This is a genomic window from Leptolyngbya sp. GGD (assembly GCF_026735145.1).
Lineage (GTDB): Bacteria > Cyanobacteriota > Cyanobacteriia > Leptolyngbyales > Leptolyngbyaceae > Leptolyngbya > Leptolyngbya boryana.
In genome coordinates, this window is the sequence record NZ_JAPQKE010000002.1 from 448,233 (window position 1) to 462,580 (window position 14,348).

The window sequence follows — 14,348 nt, forward strand, 5'->3', positions numbered from 1 at the left end:
ACTGATGATGCAAGGCGAAGCTTTGGGAGTGGGGACACATGGCGTTAATTGTGCAGAAATATGGGGGAACTTCGGTCGGAACGGTCGAACGAATTCAAGCCGTCGCGCAACGAGTGAAGAAAACCGTTGAAGCTGGAAATTCTGTGGTGGTCGTCGTTTCAGCGATGGGAAAAACGACGGATGGATTAGTCAAACTGGCAAACGATATTTCTGCCACTCCGAATCGTCGAGAGATGGATATGCTGCTGTCCACTGGAGAGCAAGTGTCGATCGCGCTTTTGAGTATGGCACTCCACGAAGCCGGACAGCCCGCCGTTTCCCTCACAGGCGCGCAGGTTGGAATCATTACCGAAACGCATCATACCCGCGCCCGAATTCTGAAAATTGCTACCGATCGCTTAGAACGCCATCTCAATCAAGGCGAAGTGGTCGTTGTTGCAGGCTTTCAAGGCATCAGCAGTACTGAAAATTGGGAAATTACAACGCTGGGTCGAGGCGGGTCTGACACATCAGCCGTTGCCTTGGCTGCTGCTCTCAGAGCTGATTTCTGTGAGATTTACACCGACGTTCCAGGCATTCTCACCGCCGATCCCCGATTGGTTGAAGACGCGCAACTGATGACGGAGATTACCTGCGATGAAATGTTAGAACTCGCGAGCCTGGGGGCGAAAGTTCTGCATCCGCGTGCTGTTGAAATTGCTCGAAATTATGGGATTCCCTTAGTTGTGCGATCGAGTTGGACAGATGATCCTGGAACTTGGGTGCGATCGCCTCAACCGCAGCCTCGCCCGCTCGAAGGCTTAGAAATTGCTCGTCCGGTCGATGCGGTTGAGTTCGACACCGATCAAGCCAAAGTTGCCTTACTGCGAGTTCCCGATCGTCCGGGTGTTGCAGCCAAACTATTTGGCGAGATTTCCTCTCAAAAACTCGATGTCGATCTGATTATTCAATCGATTCACGAAGGCAACACGAATGATATTGCCTTCACAGTGGTCAAAAACTCTCTAACTCGGGCTGAAGCGGTTGCCAGTGCAATTATTCCGGCTCTAACCGCAGGCTATGCGATCAATCCAGAATCGGCTCCTGACGTGATGATTGAGCAAAATATTGCCAAAGTCACGATCGCGGGAGCAGGCATGATTGGTCGTCCGGGGATTGCCGCTCAAATGTTTTCAACTTTGGCAGAGGCTGGAATCAATATTCAAATGATTTCAACGTCTGAAGTGAAAGTCAGTTGTGTGGTGGATGAAGTGGATTGCGATCGCGCAATTTCTGCCCTCTGCCAAGTCTTTGAAATCTCACAATCTGGAGTTAAAGCATCGGCTCAATCTGCACCGAGTTCTGCTGCTGCTGTGCGAGGGGTTGCGTTAGATGTGAAGCAGGCACAAGTTGCAGTCCGCTACATTCCCGATCGTCCGGGCATGGCGGCAAAAATCTTCCAGCTTCTTGCCGGTCAGAACATCAGCGTCGATATGATCATTCAATCGCAGCGCTGCCGCATGGTGAATGGTGTGATGACACGTGATATTGCCTTTACCGTGGCGCAAATGGATGCGGATGCAGCGAAACAAACGCTTGAAGCTGCGCGATCGGAAATTGGCTATGGCGAGGTTGTGGTCGATAGCGCGATCGCAAAAGTCAGCATTGTCGGCTCTGGAATGGTCGGACAGCCCGGAGTTGCCGCTCGAATGTTCGAGGCACTCTTCAAGCACGAAATTAACATCCAAATGATTGCGACTTCTGAAATTAAAGTCAGTTGTGTCGTGTCAGAAGACCAAGGTGTGAAAGCACTGCAAGCGATTCATGCCGCATTTGAACTGGCAGGGACTCAGAGAATTCAAGTCTCTGCATGACCCAAACGCCTCACGATCACTTTGCCAAGGCGTATTTGGAAGAACTGCTTTCTCCGATCGGGCAAGTCACACCCAATCTCCCAATTAAGGCGGAAACTCGCTACGCCGATATCTGGTTCGTTCCTGAATCCGTCGAGGAATCTGAACGAGCCTACCTCGGCTTACTTGGAAAGCTGACCACTACGCCTTGTTTGATCGAACCCTTCCGAAATCCTGCTGACGAAGACCAAATTCTCGACTGTGTGGGCAAACTCATTTCACTCCGTCGAGAACTGCTCCGCAAAGCCAACCGCGAAAAACGAACGATTCCCCCAGAGTTCATGCCTCGGCTTTGGATTCTGGTTCCTTCTGCTTCTGTCGAACTGCGTCGTGAATTTGGAGCCAATCGCCGAAAACGCAACTGGGAAAGTGGCATCTATCATCACCCAAATGCTTATCGCACTGGGTTAATTGTCCTGCATCAACTTCCACAGACTCCGGATACTTTATGGCTTCGGATTCTTGGTCGCGGACGATCGCAGAAAAAAGCGATTCAGGAATTCAATGCTCTGCCAGATGATCACCGAATGAAAGAGATCGTTCTGGAATTGTTAACTGAATGGCGCACTATGATAGAGCTACGGCGCAATCTGACTGAAGACGAGGAGGAACTATTTATGAATTTGTCCCCAATCTATCTACAGCGCAGACAGGAATGGAGAGAAGAAGGGCGGGAAGAAGGACGAGAGGAGGAACGTCGATCGTCGATCGAGAGTCTGCTCATATCGCGGTTTAACGCTCTAGATTCAGAACTGGCTGGAATTGTTGATCAAATTGCAACCTTGCCTCCGAATGAATTTACGCCAATCCTCTTATCCGCGTCACGAGAAGAATTACTGCGTCAGTTTTCAACGATTGAACAGTAATTCAGGCAAGAATCGAATTGGGAGATTTTCTCTAGCGTTCGCTTCTACCCTTGTATCTGTTTCAGGATCTGCTTCAGGAGAAGAATTACTGACCTGATGATCGACGGAAGTCATTGCCCTATTAGATCAACTTCAGTTTTTTCAATGCGTCTTCAGCAGCACATTTCTCCGCTCTTTTTGTACTTGTCCCCTTGCCGCTGCCATACGCACTGCCTGCAACATAAACAGTAGATGTGTACTCTGGTGCGTTGTCCGTTCCACCTGAACGAATCGTTTTGTATTCAGGAGGCTTGCGATTTGGATTGCCAGAAAATTTAGGATCAAGTACAACCTTTTGCAGCCATCCTTTCGCATTATCTCTACCCTGAGCAACCTGATTCTCAGCAGGCAAGGCATCAAGAACTTTCTCAAACAAAGGCTGCACTAAAGTTCTCGCCGCCTCAACACCTGAGTCCAGATAGTACGCGCCAATCACTGATTCAAATACGTTGCTGAGAAGAGAAGATTTCGTGCGTCCTCCATTACTCTCTTCACCTTTGCCAAGGCGCATCCATTTTCCTAAGTCAAATTCGGTTGCAAATGTTGCAAGTCGCGAGGTGTCCACCAGATTCGATCTCAAGACCGTCAAATTTCCTTCTTTCAAGTCTGGATGGCGTTGGTAAAGATAATCGCCACTCAGAAAGGATAAGATTGCATCTCCAAGAAATTCCAATTGCTCGTTGTCTTCGCCTGTATTGGGATTCTCGAATTTGTAGGAAGTATGGGTCAAAGCTTGATTTAATAGACTGGCATTTTGAAATGGAATGCGTTTCAAAAGTTTTTCTAGTCGTTGTCTCGCCTGAGCTTCTTCGCGTTGCGAAATTGGTGTGAGGAGTTCATTCCCTGCTGAGGGTTGCGGCAGAAGTCGAAAAACTTCTTGTCTTTGCCGTGTCACATCTCCCATTTGCGGGGCTGATATGGACTTCAGAAGGCGAAGCGCACTGTCTATGGCTCGGCAAGTTTCATCGAGTGAAAATTCTGATTGGTGTGCCCAGTGATTCCTGAACTCAATTAACTCATTGACCACAATCTGATCAAATTTACTCAGATCATCCTTAAACGAATTGTTCCAGTCCTGACGAATGACTTTTAGCAAACTGGAGACATCTCCACAAATTGCATCACTTGCACTGAGAGAGGATTTCTCTTTCTGATGTTTTGGAATGAGTGATTCAAATTTCTTGCCCCATTCATTGCCATACTTCTGAAGCATTTTTTCGCTGACATATTCGGATAGACCTTGGCGTAGAGACTCTAAAACTTGACCGACTCGTTGATGGTGCGTGAATTCCATTAGAATCTCCAAACTGATTTGTATCCTGAAAATTAGCTACAAATACGATTCCCCAAGTCGATCGTGGCTGAACAAGTTCAAGCTGCTCCAATGTCGAATTCCACAGCAAAATGTTAGCCTAGAAGGGATTTTTGATGATGACACTCCGATGAACAAAGTTGTGGTGGGTCTATCCGGTGGGGTGGACAGTTCTGTTGCTGCTGCCACGTTGCACGATCAAGGCTATGACGTGGTGGGGCTGACCCTTTGGTTGATGAAAGGGAAAGGTCAGTGCTGCTCAGAAGGCATGGTCGATGCTGCAAAACTTTGTGAGGAGTTGGGCATCCCGCATCACATTGTCGATAGTCGGGATGTGTTTCAAGAAAACATCGTAGATTATCTGGTCGCAGGATATGGCGAAGGCATTACGCCCTTGCCTTGTTCGCAGTGCAATAAAGCCGTGAAATTTACTCCGATGCTGAAGTATGCGCGGGAGACTTTAGGCATTGAGAAAATCGCGACGGGTCACTATGCGCGAATTCGCTTCGATGAAACGACTGGGCGATATCAGTTGCTAAGAGCGATCGACCGATCCAAAGATCAATCCTACTTTCTCTACGATCTCGATCAAACCGTCCTGTCTCAAGTGCTGTTCCCCTTGGGTGAGAAGCACAAAACTGAAACGCGCCAAATTGCGGCGGGCTTTGGATTGCATACTGCCGATAAGCCAGAAAGCCAAGATCTTTGCCTCGTCGAAGCGAATGGCTCAATGCAGGCATTTCTCGATAAGTACATTGCACCCCGTCAAGGTGAAATTGTCGATCAATCGGGCAAAGTTCTCGGTCAGCATGAAGGAGTGCATCACTATACGATCGGGCAACGCAAAGGCTTAGGAATCGCGCATAGTGAACCCCTTTACGTGATCGGGCTAGATGCGGTGATGAATCGTGTGATTGTCGGAGAACGATCGCAGGCGCAAAACCCTGAATGTAATGTCTCGCGGATTAATTGGGTGTCGATCGCTCAACCAACAGCCCCAATTAAAGCAGAAGTACAAATTCGCTATCGCTCAACCGCGACTCCTGCAACGGTGATTCCTTTAGAAGGAAACCGCGTGCGGATTGTGTTTGATGAACCGCAATTTAGTATTACACCCGGTCAGGCGGCAGTTTGGTACGACGGTGAAGTGCTACTTGGCGGTGGAATTATTGAGCGCAGTTGAAGGAATGGCGCTAAACGGGATATCTCGAATCGCGTAATTCTGCCAGCCTTTTGCGTCAAAGTGCCACCATTCAGTAGAGAGCGGGATAAACCCCGCTTTCACCATCGCGTCTTCGAGCGTTTGACGATTTTTGAGCACGTTTGCGGGCAGATTTTTATAGCTGCGAGACGCTCGATCGCTAAAATCATCAAATCCGGTCGGCATTGGTAATTCGTTTCCAGCGCGATCGACGAGCGTAAGATCAACTGCCATCCCCCGATTATGGCGCGATCCATAGGCTGGATTTGCCACAAAACGATCGTCCGGTTTGATCGCCCAAAGTGCTCTTTGAATCGCTAAAGGGCGGTAGCAATCGTATACTTTTAACCCTAATCCTTGTGCTTCTAAAGCGGTTTGCACTTGGGATAACTGTTGTGCCGCTGCCGCGCGTAAAATACATCGCGCTTCAGGGTAAAGCTTTTGTTTGACAAAATTATTTGTTGTTGCGTAGCGAATGTCGAGCGCAATCCGGGGATTAATCGATCGAATGTCAACGAGAACTGTTGGATTGAGTTGAACTGCTCCAACTGGGTTGTGAAGGAACAGCGCGATCGTCAAAGCGACAACGAACGTAAATAGAAATTGAATTCGAGAAACTTGCATGGCGAGGGCATAACCAACTAATTGATATGGATTCAGCGATCGTACTCAGAGTTCCCTACGGCTGAATGATTTGTTCACACCATTCAAGCACCGGGCAGGTCGCACAGTGAGGGCGTTTTCCAGTACAAATGTGTTTACCAAATGGAACCAGCAGTTGATTGATCTCGATCCAGTATTGTTTTGGCAACTTTGCCGTGAGTGCGATCGTTGTTTTTTCTGGCGTTTTAGTTTGCACGTATCCCCAGCGATTCGTAATTCGATGCACATGTGTATCGACGCTGATATAAGGCTGATGACAGGCAATTCCTAGTGCCAGATGCGCGCATTTCACCCCAATTCCTTTGAACTTGAGTAATACGTCTAAATCGGCTGGAAGTTCCCCCTGGTACTCTGTGAGAATTTGCTGGGCGATCGTATGAATCTGCTGGGCTTTTTGCTCTGGGTAGGTACAGTCTTGAATTAAGGTTTGGATTTCTGCGATCGACAATTGTGCGATCGTTTCAGGGGTGCGCGCTCGATCAAATAATCGCCGCGAAACGGGTAAACTCACCTCGTCGTAAGTCCGAACAGAAATCAAACAGCTAATCAATTGCTCAAACAACGATTGATAGCCATCTTCGTAGAGTTCAAACATGGCAGCTTTGGGAAATTCTTGCACTGCCTCACGAATTCGAGCTATGACCTGCTCGATCTCAAACGGTTGTTTCGACATGTTTTGATAGTGCGGGTGTATTATGGAAGCCGATAGTCCATCGAACCATAATGCTCACATTACAAGGCAAAGTTATTTTAGGAATCGACCCTGCGATCGCAACGATCGGATATGGTGCAATTCAAGATGATCATGTCATCGATTACGGCGTAATTAAGACCGCCTCGACTTCGCTCATTTACGATCGCTTAAAGCAGATTCACGATGATATTCGCGAACTGTGTGAGTTGATCAAACCCGATGCAGTTGCTTTGGAAATGCCGTTTTTTACGCGTGAGACAACCTCTGCAAACAAGGTACTGCGCGCCTTAGGAGTGATTGAACTTGCTTTGGGAGAATATGGGCTAAATGAGCCAATTTTTTTACATCAATCGCAAGTGAAGGCTTCCGTTGCCAAATATGGCGCACAGAAATCAGAGATGCAGCAAGCGGTGATGATGATTTTTGGGTTATCTGAAATTCCTAAGCCAGATGATGCAGCAGATGGCTTAGCGATCGCGTTTGCTGCCCAATCGGGTGCGCGGGCAAATGTGAAATAGCTGCACAAAGGTCGAGGTTTCGATGGTACGCCTTTAGCAAAGTCGCAATTAGATAACGATTATTTGAGCAACTGCGAAATAATTTTACTAGCAGCTTGCTGAGTTTCTTTGAGTAAGCGCGGATCGACACTTTTATCACTCGGCGAATGGTAGTTTGGGTCTTTGCCTCGGAAAAAGAACAAGGTTGGAACTGCTTTTGCCTGAAAAGAAGCATGATCACTTCTGCCAAATCGACTCGATCTCACTTCTTCGCGCGTTGATTGCGTCGCTACCGCGCTTAAGGCTCCTGAACCATCAATCAATAAGCGATCGTTCACGCCAACCATGTCAAAATTGATCATTCCTTTCAAGCTCTTGAGCACCGCCGAGTCTAGTTGCTCGACAAACGCCTCTGAACCTTTCAGTCCATCTTCTTCGCCATCAAAGTTGATAAACCAAATTTGCTGCGCTTCAGTAGACTGAGCAAACTGACGTGCTAATGCCAAAATCACCGCAGTTCCAGAGGCATTATCATTGGCTCCGGGTGAGTTTTCTACTGAATCAAAATGTCCACCAATGATCAACTTGGGCTGCCTCACATTCGGCAAATGAGCAATGATATTCCGTCCGACTGCATTTGGGCGAGATTGCACATTTAGTGTCGCTTGTGCTTCAGTCGGTTGGGCGAGTAAGGGTGCACCATCTTTTCCAGAAATCGCGGCAGCAGGAATTGGAGAAGGTTGCATCAACATGCCGCGAACATTATCAGGTTGGTTATTCACAATCACAATCCCGATCGCGCCTGCTGCTGCCGCATGATCAATCTTCTGAGCAAATGTCAGCCCTCCACCCCGTCGAACCAGCGCGATCGCGCCTTTGACATTCACGGTTTGAAAGTCTTCAGATGTTCCATAATTTGGAACTATAACGAGCTTTCCAGAAGGATGACCCGATCGCGATCGCACCATTGCCCAAACTCGAATCGCAGTTCCATTGACGGTCAAATCAGAGCCGACATCTGCAAATTTCGGATAGCTGAAGGGTTGGATTTCAACTTGATAGCCTGCTTTGCGATACTCATTGACCAAAAATTCGCTAGCTCGTTCAGCAGCAGGCGATCCTGTGACCCGCGCTCCCATTTTGACTAAAGCTTGTACATCCGCAGTGAGTAAATCCGTTGCAAAATTTGGACTTCTCAAACTGAGGGAAAGCACGATCGTGAAAATTGCGATCGCAAGATTGAGCAAGGTGCGTCGCGACCTGAAAAGCATAGATACCTTATGAAGTTTGCGGAGTGGAGAGTGGGGGGATGGGGAGAAATAAATCAGACTCAGATTGCTGCTCCCTATCTCCCCATCAGAGCTATTGCGCTGAACCACTGGGTTGCAGTCTAGCAAATCGATCTTTCATTTCAGAAGCACCAATTTGACGAACTTGGCGAGCAATCAGTGCATTAATTCCAGCAATGAAACTGAGTTGACCTAGCAGCGCGCTCAAAACTGCGAGGGGGGATACAACCTCGGGAGATACACTCCAAAGAAAAGGCGATGTGAGGAGCACAATGTCTCTAAGCGGGATCGAAATTAATCCTCTAGAAGAGAGGAGCGCAGCGAATGCAGGCGGAATCAAGAGCAAGATGGTAATCAACGCGATCGCAATAAAATTCCGTTTGGACGTTTTCTGAATGACCAGCCATTGCATGATTGCAGCATAAAGTGCAATCGTTATGAGGCTCATCAAGACCAAGATTGCGCTAAGTTGTGTGCCATGCCAGATTCGCTCCTGCCCAAATACAGAGATACCAAGCCAAAGAATTCCAGCGATCGCTAAATTCACCATCATTGCAAGTCCGGCTGGGCTGTGGTCATGAAACAACAGATCTTTCAAAAGTGACGATCGCGGCGATTGAGTGTGACGGTATCGCGCCCAATCCATGACCGTCTGACGTTGGGGGGAGAGAATTGCAGCCAAAGGTAGAAAAATCAGCAGATTCAGGACAATTGGGAGCAAGACGGTTCCGAATGCTTGGGGTGCATCAGTGCCCTTACTCACATACGTTTGAAAGCTCAGACCTAGCACTAAGCTTTGCAGATAAAAGACTAATCCATAGCTTTGACGCTTGTGCAAAATTGTGGTGCTAGGTTGATGGAAACATCGCGCTAAGCCTTGCCACACCCATCCATTGAGAATCGCAATATTCAAAAGCGTAAACAGATGTGCGATCGCTGTATTGTTGCTAATTGGTAAGCTAAACCAAAACCAACTTGAATCAGGAGAAGTGATATATAAAATTGGCGCTGTTAGTAAGGTTTTCCAGACCGTTTCTGAATTCCACATGATGTATCCTGGAACAAAAATAGCTCCAACCATCAACACATAGAAGACGGTCACACCTAGCGCCTGAGCAGATCGCTTGAGAGTCGATTTACTAAAAAAGCCAAAGAGCAAAGTAAAGCTAAAAATCAGATATGAGCCCGCTGCTAGCATCATGTAGAAACTGGGCAAAAAGCTGAGATTTCCCGCTCTTGAGGTGACAAAAATATGTAAAGGCAGCAGAGATGCGATCGCACAATACACCAAAATCGGAACACCCAAGATTTTACCGAGTAAAATGCTTGATGCCGATCGTGGACTTAATCGAACAAAATCAAGCGTGCCTTGACGTTCCTCATTTTGCAAATCGCTGAGTAAAAAATACGTTCCTGAAAGCATTAAGACAAAGGGAATACAGGTATGCAACGCTTGTGCAAAGTGCTGCCACCACAGCATCCAATCAATCGCGAAAGTCTTGGCAGAAACATTCTCGGTGCAACCTTGAATAAACTCACCGCCGACCATGTGCCCACAGTAGGGATTATATTGATAGGCTTCTGGGGTTGGAAGTTGACCATAAAACCAGAGAAAGACGAGCACTTGAGCCACGATCGAGAGTGCGCCCACGATTAGAATATTGCGCCAAGTGAGCCGCCCTTTCAGTTCTCGTAAAAGTTGGGGGTTGAGATTACCAATTTGATCCAGCATAGTCATGATGCCTGTTGATGTCCAAGTTTGAGAAAAATCGTTTCGAGGTCTTCCTGTGTGCAGTGAAACTCGGTCAGCGGAATTCCGGCTTGAATCAGCGATCGTAGTAAGTCAGCACTATCCTCCTGATTTCCAGAAAACGCGACTTTGAGTTGAGTCTCTGAGACAGGTTCAACAGATTGAATGAAGGGTGAATGTTTAAGTTCTCGTGTGAGATCATCTAATGATCCTAAAGTTGAGAGCAGAATTTGCTGCTGACTCAGACGAGCATATAAATCTTGAAGCGATGCACTCTCCACAAGATAACCTAATTCCATCATGCCGATCGACGTACACAGTTCTGCTAGATCGCTCAACACATGTGAGGAAATCAGAATCGTCATGCCTGCGGATTGTAAGGTTTTAATAATTTCTCGAAACTGCATTCGAGCGATGGGATCAAGCCCTGAAACTGGCTCATCCAGAAGTAAAATCATCGGCTCATGCAGGACGGTACGCGCCAATCCTAAGCGCTGTTTCATTCCCCGTGAGAGCGTCGAGATCGGAGCCTTGTGCTTGTGAGTCAGTTGAACGAGTTCGAGCACTTCGTAGAGTCTTCGGGAGCGTCGCGGTTCACGCAGTCGATATAGCCGTGCAAAATAATCTAAATAATCCCAGACATTCAGGTCGTCATAGAGCGGAAAGTCGTCGGGAAGATAACCGAGATAGCGCTTAATCTCAGCAGTGTTATGGCGATCGTAGCGCTGACCGTTGAAATGAATTTCGCCGATCGTGGGTTCTTCGATCAGCGCCAGCATCCGAATTAAGGTGGTCTTTCCGGCTCCGTTCGGTCCGATTAATCCGTAGACATCGCCGCTCGCAATGTCGAGATGGACATCACTCACGACGGGACGACGATCGAATCGTTTCGTTAAAGATTGTGTAGAAATTGCCAGCGATCGCTGAATCGGCGCAGAGAGTTGCGGACTTGCCATACGTCAACGTAAGTCATTTGAACGATAGCTTAACCTCAGAATTTTCAGATGCGGAATTTCTTTACAAAAAACGGGAGCATAATTATGCTCCCGTTAATTTTAAATCAGAAGAATTTGTCTATTTGCTAATAAATTCTTTAACACAACCCTGAACAATCATGTCCATCTCCGCAGGTGCAGGTTTGCCAGCGCCTAAATCCGCATCAATTTTCGCAAACTGCTCAAAGGTATACTGTTCTTGAAGGGCGTCGATGCTGCAAGCGCAAATTTGTTGCATAACTTCAGCCGGAATTCCTTTGCTGCTACCTTGTTCAGTACAAGTGCTCGTGAAAGCTGCGACTGTTTCAGCCGGATAAGCCGTTGCATTTTCCGCGTTTGCCTTGTGCATCGGTGCAAATGATGCGGTCATCAAGCCTAGAGCAATCACGAAGCGAGAGAGAGATTGGGAAGCGCGCATAGTTTTGAGATTGAGTAAAGATATTTCCGCATCGTCAATGCGGTGACCTTAAGATTCCCAAATCGCAAATGCGGTGACCTTGAGACTCTCGATATTCCAGCAGAAGCTTAATAAATCGCTTGCCTGTATGAACTTTTGATAGAGTTTTTGGGGTGCGAATCGGCGGCTGAGGCTTACTCCACGATCGCGTGAATATGCCAAGATGAAGACAGTGTTTACCAGAGTTTGCCGGATGTCTTTGACTGAGTTTGATGCGACGCTACAACGCTTGGGACAAGTCCGTTTCGCGCTCTTACGGCTGCATAAAGCCCTATTGGATGGAGAGCGGATGGGCTATGAGCAAGAACATGGACGAGTCACGAATACTGAGTTTTTTCGCTTAGTGCTGGAAGACCAGCGGTTTGCTTGGTTACGACCGATTTCGCAGTTCATTGTGCAGATTGATGAAGCGTTGGATGCGAAAGAACCGATCACGATGGAGCAAGCAAGCGAATTGTTAGCGCAGACAAAACAGCTTCTTCGTCCCGCTGTAACGGGATCGAACCTTGAGCAGAAGTATGACCAAGCGATTCAACGTGATCCCGATATTGCATTTCTACATGCAGAAATGATGAATATGTTGGTCGGTAACTAATGCTACTTTTGTCTTAGCGATCGTGTAGCTGAAGCTGGGTAAACTGAGTCGCCTTCTCAGTTCTTGCCTCAGTTATCTATGCTTTTACACGATCGCTTAAAACAGTTCTGGGGCTATTCTGAATTTCGTCCGCCTCAAGGTGAGATTGTTCAAACAATCTTGAATAATCAAGATGCGATGATTGTTCTCCCGACAGGCGGGGGTAAATCTCTATGTTTTCAACTGCCAGCAGTGATGCGATCTGGATTAACGATCGTGGTATCTCCTCTCGTCGCTTTAATGGAGAATCAAGTTCAAGATTTGCAACAGCGCCGAATTCCAGCCGCATTGATACATAGTGAACTTCCAGCCGCAGAGCGTAAGCGGATTTTGAGCACGATCGCACGTTACCGTTTGCTTTATCTTTCTCCTGAAACGTTACTCAGCGCATCTGTTTGGCAACGATTGCTCGAAGTTAAAATTAACACGCTAATTGTTGATGAAGCGCATTGTTTAACCCAGTGGGGTGAGACATTTCGACCCGTTTACTATCGGCTTGGGGCGGTTCGAGCAGCCTTATCACACAATCGCGATCGTATTGCGATCGCAGCTTTCACTGCCACTGCGAATTCCTTAGCTCAAGCAACGATTGAACGGATTTTACAACTTGAAAAGCCGCAAATCTTCCGGCTTAGTCCATATCGTGCGAATTTGAATCTGCAAATTCAATCGGTTTCGACTCCGCGACAGCGCAGACAGAAATTACTAGCCGTGATCAATTCGCAGATGGGATCGGGTTTAGTTTATGTGCGATCGCGAAGCGAAAGTGAGGAGCTTGCAGAATGGCTCACACAACAAGGGCATCGAACCGGGGCATATCATGCTGGATTGAAATCCATCGATCGCCGATGCATTGAACAGGATTGGATCAGCGATCGCTTAAGGTTCGTCATTTGTACCTGTGCATTTGGCATGGGCATTGACAAAGCTGAAACTCGTTGGGTGGTGCATTATCATGCGCCGTTTCTGATGAGTGAGTATGTGCAAGAAATTGGGCGGGCAGGGAGAGATGGAAAAAAAGCGACAGCAGTTCTCCTCAAAAGTAGCTGGCTTGATTCAGAGGATCGCCAACGTTGGCAATTCTTTGCAACTCAAGAGCAAAATCAAATTCAGAAGGCTCAAACGTTAATTCAAAAGCTTCCGCAGCAGGGCAATGTCGATCAGGTGTCGAGAGAGTTCAAAGGAGCCGCGATCGCACTTTCTCTGCTTTACAGTGCTCAGCAGTTAGTTTGGACTGATCCATTTCACTATCAAATTCAATCGAGGCGAAGGCTAGCACAGGCTTCAAGCCTCAATTCTACTCAGTCGATGCAGAACTATCTGAAGACAAAGGACTGTCGATGGCAGTTTATTTTAAGGTCATTTGGCTTCGAGCAAGATGCTTTGAATTTTACTTGTGGTCACTGCGATCGCTGTCAACAAAATTAAGCGGTAATCTGTTTCAAGATTGCTAAAACCTTGTAAAGATCATTGCCAGGATTTAGCAGAGAATAGGTTGCAGAAAAACCGTAGGTTGGAGCTTCTTGCTGGAGCAATTTTACAAACAAAAACTCACCACCATTTGTCATCAAAGCATATCCGGGTTGCTCTGGTTGAGGTCGAGCAAGTAAATAAGATAATGCTTGTGGAATCGCAGCTTGCACTGAAAATCGTGATCGCTTAGACTCAACGACTAGAATCCAAAGCTGATTCCGAACAATCAACGTATCGATCCGCCCAATGAGCGCCATGCCATTGTCATCCGTTTCTTGAATTTCGATGCTGACTTCGGAATCGATCGTGAAAGGGAAGCGATAAAATCCAGCTTGATCCAAGAGTGGTGAGACCACGACCATTTTTACGGTTTCTTCGTTCAGAGACTGTACTTCGAGTTGACTGAGATAATTTTGCTGAACGCGATCGAGCGCAGTTTGTTCTGCTGATGTGATTTCTGGGACAGAGGCTAACTTTGCCCTGAAGAAATCAGGGTCAGTTGACCGCACAACTCCGAAGCGATCGCGCAACTGTGCAAGACTAACTTCATTCGCGATCAGTGTGATCATACGATTCCTGCATCAAC

General features: G+C 47.2%; 14 protein-coding genes. 6 read left to right on the forward strand and 8 right to left on the reverse strand.

From position 1 onward, the window contains the following. Nucleotides 1-38 precede the first annotated feature (38 nt). Both OU814_RS11085 and OU814_RS11090 read left to right on the forward strand, forming a co-directional pair. A complete protein-coding gene (locus tag OU814_RS11085) occupies nucleotides 39-1,853 on the forward strand; it encodes an aspartate kinase (protein WP_268182755.1) in 1,815 nt (604 codons plus the stop codon). Continuing rightward, nucleotides 1,850-2,758, forward strand: coding sequence for a hypothetical protein (locus tag OU814_RS11090; RefSeq protein ID WP_268182758.1), 909 nt, complete (start codon nucleotides 1,850-1,852; stop codon nucleotides 2,756-2,758). The genes OU814_RS11085 and OU814_RS11090 overlap by 4 nt, the downstream gene beginning before the upstream one ends. A gap of 121 nt (nucleotides 2,759-2,879) precedes the next feature. Here OU814_RS11090 and rnc read toward each other — a convergent pair whose 3' ends face one another. After that, the gene (gene rnc, locus OU814_RS11095; RefSeq protein WP_268182761.1) at nucleotides 2,880-4,091 is read right to left on the reverse strand and encodes a ribonuclease III; all 1,212 of its coding nucleotides are present in this window, start codon (nucleotides 4,089-4,091) and stop codon (nucleotides 2,880-2,882) included. On the opposite strand from rnc, the gene mnmA reads away from it, so the two are divergent. Further along, entirely contained in the window at nucleotides 4,081-5,292 is a 1,212-nt protein-coding gene (gene mnmA, locus OU814_RS11100) for a tRNA 2-thiouridine(34) synthase MnmA (RefSeq protein WP_326498298.1), read from the forward strand. The genes rnc and mnmA overlap by 11 nt on opposite strands. On the opposite strand, the gene OU814_RS11105 is transcribed toward mnmA, so the two are convergent. Further along, nucleotides 5,260-5,934: a M15 family metallopeptidase gene (locus tag OU814_RS11105; protein WP_268182764.1), complete on the reverse strand. Its 675-nt coding sequence runs from the start codon at nucleotides 5,932-5,934 to the stop codon at nucleotides 5,260-5,262. The genes mnmA and OU814_RS11105 overlap by 33 nt on opposite strands. Before the next feature lie 55 nt (nucleotides 5,935-5,989). Further along, entirely contained in the window at nucleotides 5,990-6,646 is a 657-nt protein-coding gene (locus tag OU814_RS11110; RefSeq protein WP_017286025.1) for an endonuclease III domain-containing protein, read from the reverse strand. Between the two features lie 50 nt (nucleotides 6,647-6,696). On the opposite strand from OU814_RS11110, the gene OU814_RS11115 reads away from it, so the two are divergent. Next, nucleotides 6,697-7,185: a crossover junction endodeoxyribonuclease RuvC gene (locus OU814_RS11115; protein WP_017286026.1), complete on the forward strand. Its 489-nt coding sequence runs from the start codon at nucleotides 6,697-6,699 to the stop codon at nucleotides 7,183-7,185. A gap of 59 nt (nucleotides 7,186-7,244) precedes the next feature. On the opposite strand, the gene OU814_RS11120 is transcribed toward OU814_RS11115, so the two are convergent. The 4 genes from OU814_RS11120 to OU814_RS11135 form a co-directional block, all read right to left on the reverse strand. Next, nucleotides 7,245-8,435: a M28 family metallopeptidase gene (locus tag OU814_RS11120; RefSeq protein WP_268182768.1), complete on the reverse strand. Its 1,191-nt coding sequence runs from the start codon at nucleotides 8,433-8,435 to the stop codon at nucleotides 7,245-7,247. Between the two features lie 91 nt (nucleotides 8,436-8,526). Beyond that, a complete protein-coding gene (locus OU814_RS11125; RefSeq protein ID WP_268182771.1) occupies nucleotides 8,527-10,185 on the reverse strand; it encodes a hypothetical protein in 1,659 nt (552 codons plus the stop codon). 2 nt (nucleotides 10,186-10,187) lie between these two features. Continuing rightward, nucleotides 10,188-11,159: an ABC transporter ATP-binding protein gene (locus tag OU814_RS11130; protein WP_017286029.1), complete on the reverse strand. Its 972-nt coding sequence runs from the start codon at nucleotides 11,157-11,159 to the stop codon at nucleotides 10,188-10,190. Nucleotides 11,160-11,277: 118 nt separating this feature from the next. Further along, complete coding sequence (locus OU814_RS11135; protein WP_017286030.1) at nucleotides 11,278-11,616, reverse strand: hypothetical protein; 339 nt, start codon at nucleotides 11,614-11,616, stop codon at nucleotides 11,278-11,280. Nucleotides 11,617-11,848: 232 nt separating this feature from the next. Here OU814_RS11135 and OU814_RS11140 point away from each other — a divergent pair, with 232 nt between their 5' ends. Continuing rightward, on the forward strand, nucleotides 11,849-12,250 hold the full coding sequence (locus tag OU814_RS11140; RefSeq protein WP_017286031.1) for a hypothetical protein: 402 nt from the start codon (nucleotides 11,849-11,851) through the stop codon (nucleotides 12,248-12,250). 63 nt (nucleotides 12,251-12,313) lie between these two features. Next, nucleotides 12,314-13,717: a RecQ family ATP-dependent DNA helicase gene (locus tag OU814_RS11145; RefSeq protein ID WP_239741266.1), complete on the forward strand. Its 1,404-nt coding sequence runs from the start codon at nucleotides 12,314-12,316 to the stop codon at nucleotides 13,715-13,717. On the opposite strand, the gene OU814_RS11150 is transcribed toward OU814_RS11145, so the two are convergent. Beyond that, entirely contained in the window at nucleotides 13,714-14,331 is a 618-nt protein-coding gene (locus OU814_RS11150) for a restriction endonuclease subunit R (protein WP_268182777.1), read from the reverse strand. The genes OU814_RS11145 and OU814_RS11150 overlap by 4 nt on opposite strands. Between the last annotated feature and the right edge of the window lie 17 nt (nucleotides 14,332-14,348).